General features: G+C 71.4%; 9 protein-coding genes. All 9 read left to right on the forward strand.

The window, feature by feature from the left end:
• Nucleotides 1-914: DUF3500 domain-containing protein (locus tag RBH18_RS40640; RefSeq protein WP_306215846.1), on the forward strand; the 914-nt coding region annotated here is incomplete at its 5' end.
• A gap of 319 nt (nt 915-1,233) precedes the next feature.
• The gene (locus RBH18_RS40645; protein WP_306215847.1) at nt 1,234-2,583 is read left to right on the forward strand and encodes a PP2C family protein-serine/threonine phosphatase; all 1,350 of its coding nucleotides are present in this window, start codon (nt 1,234-1,236) and stop codon (nt 2,581-2,583) included.
• Nucleotides 2,480-3,214, forward strand: a complete 735-nt coding sequence (locus RBH18_RS40650) for an ATP-binding protein (protein ID WP_306215854.1) — start codon at nt 2,480-2,482, stop codon at nt 3,212-3,214. Before RBH18_RS40645 ends, RBH18_RS40650 begins: the two co-directional genes overlap by 104 nt.
• 58 nt (nt 3,215-3,272) lie before the next feature.
• The gene (locus RBH18_RS40655; RefSeq protein WP_306215848.1) at nt 3,273-6,131 is read left to right on the forward strand and encodes a chemotaxis protein CheB; all 2,859 of its coding nucleotides are present in this window, start codon (nt 3,273-3,275) and stop codon (nt 6,129-6,131) included.
• Nucleotides 6,132-8,087 (forward strand): SpoIIE family protein phosphatase, encoded by a 1,956-nt coding sequence (locus RBH18_RS40660; protein WP_306215849.1) that lies wholly within the window; start codon nt 6,132-6,134, stop codon nt 8,085-8,087. It abuts the gene before it with no gap.
• 314 nt (nt 8,088-8,401) lie between these two features.
• A complete protein-coding gene (locus RBH18_RS40665; protein WP_306215850.1) occupies nt 8,402-9,346 on the forward strand; it encodes a GAF domain-containing protein in 945 nt (314 codons plus the stop codon).
• Between the two features lie 177 nt (nt 9,347-9,523).
• Nucleotides 9,524-9,940 carry a hypothetical protein gene (locus RBH18_RS40670; RefSeq protein ID WP_306215851.1) on the forward strand — a complete coding sequence of 139 codons (417 nt, stop codon included), beginning with the start codon at nt 9,524-9,526 and terminating at the stop codon, nt 9,938-9,940.
• The gene (locus tag RBH18_RS40675; RefSeq protein WP_306215852.1) at nt 9,940-10,617 is read left to right on the forward strand and encodes a hypothetical protein; all 678 of its coding nucleotides are present in this window, start codon (nt 9,940-9,942) and stop codon (nt 10,615-10,617) included. Before RBH18_RS40670 ends, RBH18_RS40675 begins: the two co-directional genes overlap by 1 nt.
• Nucleotides 10,618-10,646: 29 nt before the next feature.
• The gene (locus RBH18_RS40680) at nt 10,647-10,931 is read left to right on the forward strand and encodes a hypothetical protein (protein WP_306215853.1); all 285 of its coding nucleotides are present in this window, start codon (nt 10,647-10,649) and stop codon (nt 10,929-10,931) included.
• Nucleotides 10,932-11,001: the final 70 nt, after the last annotated feature.

Genomic DNA, 11,001 nt, shown 5'->3' on the forward strand with positions numbered 1-11,001 from the left:
CCACCGAATGGCGTACATGGAGCAATCTCGATCCGGGTGAGTTCCCCCGCAAGGGCATCTCCTTCGCCGACCTGGACGACGCCGGGCAGGCCTCGATCACAGCCCTGCTCCGGGCGGCGCTGAGCGCCGACGGCCTGGAGACCACCGAGCGGATCCGCCGGATCAACCTCGCGGCGGGCACGATCGCCGGCAACAGCGCCGTCTTCAACGACGAGCTCTACTACGTGACCGTGATGGGCACCCCGTCGGCGACCGAGCCGTGGGGCTTCCAGCTTGACGGGCACCACCTGGTCGTCAACTACTTCGTCCTGGGCGAGCAGGTCGTGATGAGCCCGTGCTTCTGGGGTTCGGAGCCGACCACGCTGCAGATCGACGGCACGACCGTCACCGCATGCACCGAGGAGGTGGCGGCGAGCCTGGCTTTCGTCCAGTCGCTGACCGCCACCCAGCAGAAGACCGCGATCATCTCGGCCACCAAGGCCAACGAGGACATGAAGGCGGGCGCCTTCGCCGACAACGCGATCCAGCCGTACGCCGGGATCCGCGCCGCCACTCTCACGAAAGCCCAGCAGCAGAAGCTGCTCGCGGTGGTCGACGTGTTCGTGCAACGGGCCAAGGCCGACGCCGCCCAGGTACGGATGAGCGAGATCCGCGCCCACCTGACCGACACGTACGCGGCGTGGATCGGTGGCACCGGCAGCACCGACCCGTTCTATCTGCGGGTGCACAGCCCGGTCATCTGGCTCGAGGTCGACTGCCAGGCGGCCGGCCCCCTGGGCCCCGCCTACGGCAAGACCCGCGCCGACGGCCCGTCCCAGCTGCATCTGCACTCCGTGATCCGCACCCCCAACGGCAACGACTACGGCCGCGAGCTGCTTCGCCAGCACTACCTCACCTCGCCGCACCACCAGTGAACCAAGCGGGAGTACGGGAATCCGGCACGGTGTGGTCCTTCTCCCCGACCTGGAACAGCGGCTCGCCGGAGGCGGGTACCGCGAATTCGGCGTACAGCTGGTGGGCTTGGGCATGCCCAAGCCGCGGGTGTTCCGGCCGCCCGCAGGTCCGCGTCAGAGCCGGGAAAGAACTCGATCAGGGCGCTCCCGCCCGAGCCGGCGACGCCAAGTACACGTCCGGGAACGTTTGACGTGCCTCCCCGAGGCGACACTGCTCCTGTGAGATGTTGGCAAGCTGTACGCAGTGGCGCCGGTTCCGCGGGAAGTCGAGGCACGGGTTGTGAGTGACGATATCGATCGCCGGATCGGCGAAGCGAGCACCATTCGCGACCGGTTCGATGCGATATCCCTGCTGTTGGCCTCCTACGACGGCCCGGACCTGCGGGTGACAGCGGCGAATGCCGCATTCCGCTCGTTCGTGGGCCGCGATCACGTCGTCGGCCTCACCTACCACGAGTTGTTCCCCGAGTTCGCGGGGCAGCAGGTCAGCGCCATGGTGGAAAAGATCTACGCGAGCGGTGAGGCGCAGACCGGGCGGGAATGGCGGTTCCAGGTCGGCGACTCGGACGACACGCGGCGCGAATACTTCATGGATTTCGTCATCGAGCCCTACCTCGACGAGGCCGGAGCGGTCGCCGGGATCACGGCCATCGGCATCGATGTCACCGACGAGGTCCGGCGCCGGCGGGCCGAGCAGGACCGCGCCGTCGTGGCGGAACAGCGCTATGCCCGTGCCCTCGACGTCATTCGTACCTTGCAGCAGCAGTTGCTGCCCGCGGGGCTTCCGGTGCTGCCCGCAGTGCAGATCGCGGCCAGCTACCTGCTGGCCGACGCGGACACCGCGGCCGGCGGCGACTGGTTCGACGCGATCCCGACGCCCGACGGACGGGTCGCGCTCGTCGTCGGCGACGTGGTGGGCCACGGCGTCGCCGCCTCCGCCGCGATGGGCCAGCTGCGGACGGTGTTGCAGGACCGGCTCGACGAGACCGGTGACGTCCTCGGCGCGATCCGTGCGGCCGACCGGATGGCCCGTCGCGTGCCCGCCGCCCACGCTGCGACCGTGTGCGTGGCCGTGCTCGATCCCGCCGACGGCGCGCTGGCCTGGTGCTCAGCCGGCCACCCGCCCCCGCTGGTGGTCAACGCTCAGGCCGCGCGGTACCTGCCGCTGTCCGGCGCGGGCCCGCTGGGCACCGGCGCCGCTTACCGTCTGCAGACCGAGCGGCTCGAGGACGGCGAGATGGTATTGCTCTACAGCGACGGCATCATCGAACGTCCCGGGCGTGAACCCGCCGCCGCGACCGTCGAGCTGTCCCAGGTGGCCATCGACAGCGTCGCCGGACGCGGATTCGATCCCTCCCTGCACGCGGTCGAACGGGCCAGCACGCAGACCCTGGAACTGCTGGTACGCCAGTCCGGGCACACCGACGACATCACTCTGCTCGCCGCGCAACGGCGAGTCCCGACACCTCCGCTGTATGTGAGCGGCGGTGACGGCCAGGACGGCTCGCGCCGCAGTCCGGGACTGGCTGGCCTCGTACGACACCGGCGAACACGACATGGTCGCGCTCACGCACGTGGTCTCGGAGTTGGTGACCAATGCGGGCGAGCATGCCCGGCCCGACACCGGTGACGCCACGGTGACCGTCACGGCCGACCTGCGTGACGACGGCGAGGCACGGCTGTGTGTCGCCGACAACGGCCGCTGGCGCACACGCGGCCGCCCGGGCGACCAACAGTTCCGCGCCGACCACGGTTTCGGGCTCGCCATGACCACCAGCTTCGCCGACCACCTCGAGATCGACCGGTCCACGCAGGGCACAACGGTCACCGTACGGCGACGGTTGTCCCGCCCCGCCCGCCTGCTCGCCGCCGAGCAGATCAGTCCCGGCAGCGCCGGCGGCACCGACAGGGCCCCCGAAGTGATGATCATCGTCGCTCAGCCGCACGCGCCGAGCAGCCGGATCGCCATCCACGGCCCGCTCGACACCGACACCGTCGACGATCTGGGAACCGAACTGGACCGGCTCACCCTGGGTGGCACCCACGAGCTGACCGTCGACCTCACCGCCGTCACCCATCTCAGCAGCGCTGCCATCGCCGAGCTGTACCGGCCGCAACGATACGGCCCGGGCCGCCCCTACCCGCTCCGCTTGTACGCCCCGGCCGGCAGCACCGCTCACCACGTGCTCAGCCTGATCAACCTGCCGCACACGGTCACCGACCCCGACCCGAACGACAACGCCGCAGGCCGGCCCCGGTAGGCGCAACACGGACACCTTCCGCGCGGCGGTGGCGACGGGGCCGGGGCAGACTGGGTTGGTGCCTGAGGTCTCGCGTTATTCGGTCGTGGTGATCGGCTCCTCGCTGGGTGGTGTGGAGGCGTTGCAGGTGGTGCTCGGCAGCCTGCGGACAACGCCGTCGGCCGCGATTCTCGTGGTGCATCACATCAGCCCGGCGGCGTCACGGCTTGCGTCGGTGCTCGAACGGGTGTCGCCGCTGCCGGTCAGCTGGGCGGCCGACGGGGCGCCGATCCTTCCGGGCCGGGTCTATCTGTGTCCGGCCCGGTCGTCGATGCGGTTGGAGCCGGACGCGACGTTGTCGGTGCGCCCGCACGGGCGCCCGTCGTCGCTGGGCTCGGTCGACGAGCTGTTCACTTCCGCCGCCGACGCGTTCGGTGCGGGGGTCCTCGCGCTGGTGCTGACGGGTAGCGGCCATGACGGGTCGGTGGGGGCCCAGTCGGTCAAGGAGGCCGGCGGGACGGTGCTGGTGCAGGACGAGGTGACTTCGCTGGCGTACGGGATGCCTGGCGCCGTGGCCGGGGCAGGGCTTGCGGATCTGGTGCTGGCGCTGGGTGAGATCCCGGAGATCCTGGACGCGGTCGTGGGCCGTGGTGAGCGCTTACCGCTGCCGCAGGTGCTGGCCGCGGAGGCGGTGTTCGCCGCCGGCGGCGAGATGGGCCGGCGCATGGCGGCGATGAACTGGTCGAGCACGTCGTTGGGCCCGTTGGAGAAGTGGCCTGAGGTGCTGCGGAACACCGTGGCCCTGGTGCTGGCCGCGCAGGTGCCCATGGATCTGCTCTGGGGCCGCGACATGGTCCAGTTCTACAACGATGCCTGCCGGGACCTGGCCGGTGACCAGCATCCCGCCATGCTGGGTCAGCCGGTGCTGGCGACGTGGGCGGCGTCGGCGCAGTTCGGGCCGACGCTGGACGAGGTGTGGCGCAGCGGCCGGGGCCGGTTGCTGCGTGATCAGGCGTTCACCATCGACCGGCGCGGTGTGCCGGAGCTGGTCTACGCGACGGCCGACTACAGCCCGGTGCGTGACGGCGGCCGGGTGGTGGGGATTCTGGCCACTTTGATCGAGACCACTGGGCAGGTCGTCGCGAACCGCCGGTTGCGCTTGTTGCAGCGGCTGGCCACGGCCACCGCCGACGACCCGGACAACGAGCAGGTGGCGTGTGAGCGGATGGCGGACACGTTGGCCGGCAGCCGTCAGGACATCCCGTTCGCGCTGGTCTACCTGCCCGACAGGACCGGAGCCGAGCTGCATCTGGCGGCCGCGGCGGGGGTCCGGCCGGGATCCGGCGTGGCGGAACGGCGGCTGAGCCTGCGCGACAGTGTGTCGTGGCCGGTCGCCGGCGTGCTGCGGGAGCGCCGGGCGATGCTGGTGGACGACCTCGACACCCGGTTCCACGGCTGGATGCCGGGCGAGGACCGCGTCCTGCCCGCCCGAGCGATGATGATCCCCGCGGGACGCCGGGACGACGGCATGGTGGCGGCCGTGGTGATCCTCGGCGTGGAACCGCTCGTGCCGTTCGACGACGATCACCGAGCGTTTCTCGATCTGGTCGCCGAACAGGTCGGTGTCGCCGTGCTCGCGGGCCGCCGCCGGCGCGACATGCAGGAGCGGATGACCGCCCTGGCCGCGCTGAACCGGTCCAAGGACGAGTTCTTCGCCAGCGTCAGCCACGAGTTCCGCACCCCGCTGACGCTGCTGCTTCTGCCGCTGGAGCAGCTGCTGTCCAGCCGGCTGACGCCCGAGCAGACCGAAGCGGTCCAATTGGCGCATCGCAACGCGTTGCGGTCGCTCAAGCTGGTCAGCACGCTGCTGGAGTTCGCCCGCATCGGGGAGGGCGCGACGCGCGCCCGTTACGAGGACGTGGACCTGGCCGAGCTGACCGCCGACATAGCGAGCGTGTTCCGCTCCGCCGTGCAGCACGCCGGACTCGCCTACGTCGTGGACTGCCCGCCGCTGGGCCGCACCGTGCCGGTCGACCCGGACATGTGGGAACAGGTCGTGCTCAACCTGGTCGCCAACGCGCTCAAGCACACCTTCACCGGGTCGATCACGATCACGGTCGGGCTGCGGGCCAACCACGCGGAGCTCCGGGTCGCCGACACCGGCGTCGGCATAGCGGCGGACGAGATCCCGCACCTGTTCCAACGGTTCCACCGGATCCGCGGCACGTTGGCACGCAGCCACGAGGGATCCGGGATCGGGCTGGCGCTGGTGCAGGAGCTGGTCCGGTTGCACCGCGGCTCCGTCCGGGTCCGCAGCACACCGGGGAAGGGCACCACCTTCACCGTCTGGCTGCCGCTGGCCCAGCGACGCACGTCCCACGTCGGTGCCGGCACCGGGACCGGGCCGCGGCCGTCGCGCAGGCAGGCCTTCGCCGACGAGGCACGCCTGTGGCTGACCGGTGGCGAGACGACACCCGCCGAGATCCAGGATGCGCCCGCGCCGGAGACGGTGCTGCCGGGCCGACGGCCGGTCGTGCTGCTCGTCGACGACAATCCGGACCTGCGCGCCTACCTGCGCCGGTTGCTCGACGACCGGTACGAGGTGGCAGCCGCCCCTGACGGCGTACATGCGCTGAAGGTCCTCGCCGCCCGGCAGGTCGACCTGGTGCTGACCGACACGATGATGCCCCGCCTCGACGGACTGGCGCTGCTGGCCGCGATCCGCACCGACCCGGCGCTGCGGCACGTGCCGGTCATCGTGCTGACCGCCGTCGCCGACCCCGACGCAGCCGTCGCCGCCCTCGCCGCGGGCGCGCATGACTACGTGGTCAAGCCGTTCACCGCCCGGGAGCTTGTCGCCCGCATCGAGGCGCAGCTCGCCCTCGCCCGTGGCCGCGCCGAACGCACCGCTCCCGACGACCGGATCTATCCTCGGTGAATGGCCGATACAGACGCCGTTCCGGCGCGGACCTGGGACGAGCTCGTCCGGCAGGTGGGCGAGCCGAAGGACGTGCTGGAAAGTCTCGACGAGCTCCCGCTGTTCTTCGCCGCCTGTGAGGGACCGGACCTGATCGTCGTCGCGACGAACGCCGCTTCCCGGGCGGCCTACGGGAAGCGGGAACCGGTCGGCAAGCCGGTCGCGGACTTCGCCTTCACCATGGTCGGGCAGGAGCTGCTGGAGAACTACTACCGCGTCTTCACCGAGGGCAAGCCGTTCAGCGCGGCCGCGTGGCGGTTGAACATCGACCCCTCGGACCCGGATTCGGAGATCTTCATCAACCTGGCCGTCAACCCCTGGCGCTATCCCGACGGCCGGATGCGGGGCATCATCACCTGGGGCTTCGACGTCACCCAGGAGATCCTCGCCCAGCGCACCGCCGAGGCCCGGGCCGCCGGCGCCGAGCAGCGCCTCGCCCAGGCCGAGCAGGTCGTGCTGGACCTGCAACGCAACCTGCTCCCCGGTGCGCTGCCCGTGTTACCGCAGGCCCGGCTGGCAGCGCAGTACGTTGTCGCGAGCACCGAGCTGCAGGCCGGCGGCGACTGGTTCGACGCTGTCCCGGTCGGCTCCGGCCGGGTGGCGCTGGTCGTCGGCGACGTCGTCGGCCACGGCGCGGCCGCGGCCGCCGCGATGGCGCAGCTGCGCACCATCCTGCACGAAGCTCTGCAATCCGGCCAGCCGCTCGCCGACGCGGTCGACCGGCTCGACCGGTTCGCCGCCACCGCCCCGTCCACCCGGGCCGCGACGGTGTGCGTCGCCGTGCTCGACCCCGCCGACGGCACCCTCACCTGGACCGCCCGGGCGCACCCCCCGCCACTGATCTGCGCCGCGGACCAGACCGTCCGATACCTCCGGGACGGTCACGGCGACCCCCTCGGCGTCGGCGGCTCGCCCACCGCCCCGGCGACCACCACCCTCGGGCCCGGCGAAGTCCTGCTGCTCTACACCGACGGCCTGATCGAACGTCCCGGCGAAACCCTCGACGACGGGCTGGTCCGGCTCGCCCGGGTGACCGCTGCCGCCGCCGGCACCCATGGGCGGACCGTCCCCACGTCACTACCGGACCGGCTGTGCAGCCTCACCGTCGAACGGATCACCCGCACCTCGTACGCCGACGACGTCACCGTCCTCGCCGCGCACCGACTCCCGGCCTGCGCACCGCCGCTCGTCCTCGACGGCCCGGCCCGCAGTGACGAGCTCGCCGGGCTGCGCGACGCCGTCGGCTCGTGGCTCGACGCACTCGGCGGCCGGCGCGAGGACCACCTGGCGCTCACCCTCGCCGCCTACGAGGCCGCCGCCAACGTCGTCGACCACGCGTACCACCACCAGACCCGCGACGGTGGCCAGCCGGGCCGGCTACGCCTGCACGCCACCCTGGACAACGACGGCCGCGTCACCATCCAGGTCGGCGACGACGGCCGCTGGCGGGCCCCGGACGGCACCGGCGGCGGCCGAGGGCTGGCCCTGATGCGCGCCTGCACCGATGATCTGCGGCTCGACCACCGCCACACCGGCACCACCGTCACCCTGCGCCGGAGCATCGTGCACCCCACCGTCATCGGGCAGACCCACGCCACCCGTCCCGAGCCCGGGCCGGCGCCGCATTCCTTCGACGTCGCGATCACCCGCCGGGACCCGACTGTGCTCAGCGTCCGGGGACCCCTCGACGCGACCACCGTCCACCTTCTGCGTACCGCTCTCACCACCCACGCAGCGCCCGGCCTCGTCCTCGATCTCACCGACGTCACCTTCCTGGCCAGCGCCGGGGTGCAACTCCTGCACGAGTGGGTCGCCCGCGACGCCTTGCGTCTGGTCGCCCCGGCCACCAGCACCGCCCATCAGACACTGGGTCTGGCGGCGCTGGAATCGCTGGTAGCCGGCCCGGCCGCCGGCTGACGTCCGGCAAGGGCAGGAAGCTGCGCGGCACGAGGTGGGTTCGACGGCTTCCTGACGGGCATCCGTCAGCAGGGGGGTTACCGTAAAGCGGCTGTTGCGGCGCACCGGACAATGCTTGGCTGAGGCATCAGGCTCATCGGCCATCCCAGGGAGGGTGTGTCATGGGCGACGGCGGCAACGCTTGGGTGACGGTCTCGGTAACCGACTCCGCCGGCGTCATCTGCGCCGTCCACGGAGCAGTCGACCGAGACACTCGTCGCGCGGTCACGCGTGATCTTGTCGCAGCTCTCACCGTCTCACCGCATCCCGCCGTAATGATCATCGACCTGACCGCCGTGGCGTTTGTCACCGCCGCGGTGCTGCACGCGCTCGATGAAGTTGCCGCCGCGTGCTCCGATCGGCACATTCCGCTGAGACTGGTGGCCACCACCGGCGCCTGGAGCACCGAAGTCCTGCGGAAATATCCCGCCCACGGCAACCTGTCGGTGTTCGACACGGTGGCCGCTGCTCTCGCCTCCGATCAACCGCCTCGCGGCCTGTTCTTCGATCCCGCGTTGTCCCCGGTCGCCGGGGTGTCGGCGCGGCAAGGTCACACCGAGCAGGCCGCTGTCGACGCCGAGATGTGGGCCAGCCGGCGAGCGATCCTGGCACTGTTCCACCGCCGGTTACGGGACGACATGGCCACGTTGATCGCGCCGGATTTCTCGGCCCTCGCCGACGAGCAGCTCGTGCTCTCGGCGCTCGCGACCATCGCGATCCGCCTCGCCGACGCCTGTGACGTGCGGATCTACGACTCGGCAACCCGGTCGTTGCCGCTCGTCCGTCAACGGGGACTACCGCGCTCCGTCATCGGCCAGGCCGCCACGCTCGACGTGACAGCCGGCTCCGCGGTCACCGCCGCAGCGCGGACCGGGGAACCGGTTCTCGTCGACGACGTCGCTACCAGCCCCCTCTTCACCGACCAGCCGACCCGCGAGGTGTTACTGGCCGCCGGCACCCGTGCCATGCACTGCTATCCCCTGCACGATGACCACCACCGGCTACGGGCGATTCTGTCGCTGCACTATCACACCGCCGGGCGGCACCCCGGCCAGCAGACCCTCGCCCGGTACGCCGAACAGGCACTCACGCGTCTCGCCGTGCCGCTCACCCGGGTCGCCACCGGCCGAGCCACGACGGGACAGCCGATGGTTGACGACACCGCCGTGGCACCCACCGCTACGGACACGCCGACGATCGGCGTACCCGGAACGCCGTGAACCTCGGCGGACCGATGTGCCCGGCGATCGAGCCGTGCCACCCGGGGCGTGTCCGGCTCGGCGCCGCAGCGATCCGCCGCAACGCTCACGCGGGGCCTTCCACGCACTTGCCGGCTTGCCACCCGACCCGCCGTTCAGGCAGTCTGACCAGGTCCGCGATGACCAGGGGGAGGTCGGATGGCGAAGGGCAGGCGCAACGGCACCGCGCTGGTGCTGTGGGTGCTCTTCGCCGTGATCACCAGCGGGGCCTTGTTCCTGCTGTCCGCCGCGGATGAGGGCCTTGCCGGCTCGTCGCCCGTCGGCGGAGCGACCCCTTGGCTGCTGGCCGTTGTCCCGGTCATCGCCCTCGCCGGCGCTGTCACGGCCTGGCGAGGAGCGTCCCGCGTCCCCCGCGCCGTGATCGCGGTGGCCGTCTTCGCTGCCGCCGCCCTCGTCGTGATCCTCGCGGTCACCTTCATCGGCGCGGGCAGCACCGGGGTGACGGCCATGCCCCTGCTGCTGCTGGAGGCTTTCTCTCTGATCATGATCGGGAGCGCCGTCACGCAGGCCGTGCACCGGGCAGGTGCCATACGCCCGGAAGGGTCCACTCGCTGATGCAACCCGACATGGCGCGCCGCCTCGAGGAGCTCCAGCAACGCTCGGCCCGGCTGGGGCAGCTCGCCGCACGCCTGCGGGCCGCCACACCACGCCAGGCGACCGGCTCCGATCCCCAGCAGGTGATCACCGCGGTGCTCGGCGGCGACGGACTGCCCGCCCAGTTCACGGTGCAGACCGGCTGGCAACGGAAGGTGGCAGCCCAGAACCTGGCGCAGGCTGTACGCGAGGCGGTCGACGAAGCCCTGCGCGCCGGCATGCGCAGCTGGTCCGCCGCTCTGGCTGACCAGCCCGCCTCCTCCACCGAGCTTCCCTCTCCCCCATCCGGGACTGTGCGCGACAGCGAGAAGCTCGCCGAGGATGTCATCAGCGCGCTGGCTGACGCCCGACAACAAGCACCGGCCCCCGCTCCCGGGACCAGCGGACACGACGACGGCAAACACGTCACCCTCGAGGTCGGGCCCCAGGGGCTGACGGCCTGCCGCATCGACGAGCGATGGGCCGCCCAGCAGGACGGCGCCACACTCGGCGCCGCTCTCAACGCCGCGCTCCGGCGAGCACGGGCGGCCCGCCGTTCCTCTGCGGCACGCGGCGACGTCGACGCTCTCGCCGGTGATGCCCTGGCCACCCTGATCGACCTGACCTCCGCACGTACCGACACCCCAGGACAACGATGACTGAGCCGCCGAGCCCCCAAGAAGTCGCCGTGGCGACCTCCGCGCTGCGCACCGAAGCCACCGAATGGGACCACCAGAGCCGGGCGATGAGCACGATCTCGACCGCGGTCGCCGCCATGGAGCTCGGACGCCTGGAAGCCGGCCTGTTCCAGCTGATCGTCGCCCCGTACAACGACCTCGTCGCCGCCGTCACCGCGCGCGCCGCCGAAGGCTCGGCCGCCATGACCCAGATCGGGCAGACGCTGCGCACCGTCGCCGACACCTACGACGCCGAAGACAAGGCGGGCGAGCACCGCATCCGCAACGTCTACTGACGGGGAAGCACCGATGTTCAGCAAAGCCCAGTACGAGGCCACCATCAGCGAGATCGAAGCCGGGATGACG

It is taken from the genome of Actinoplanes oryzae (genome assembly GCF_030757795.1).
Lineage (GTDB): Bacteria > Actinomycetota > Actinomycetes > Mycobacteriales > Micromonosporaceae > Actinoplanes.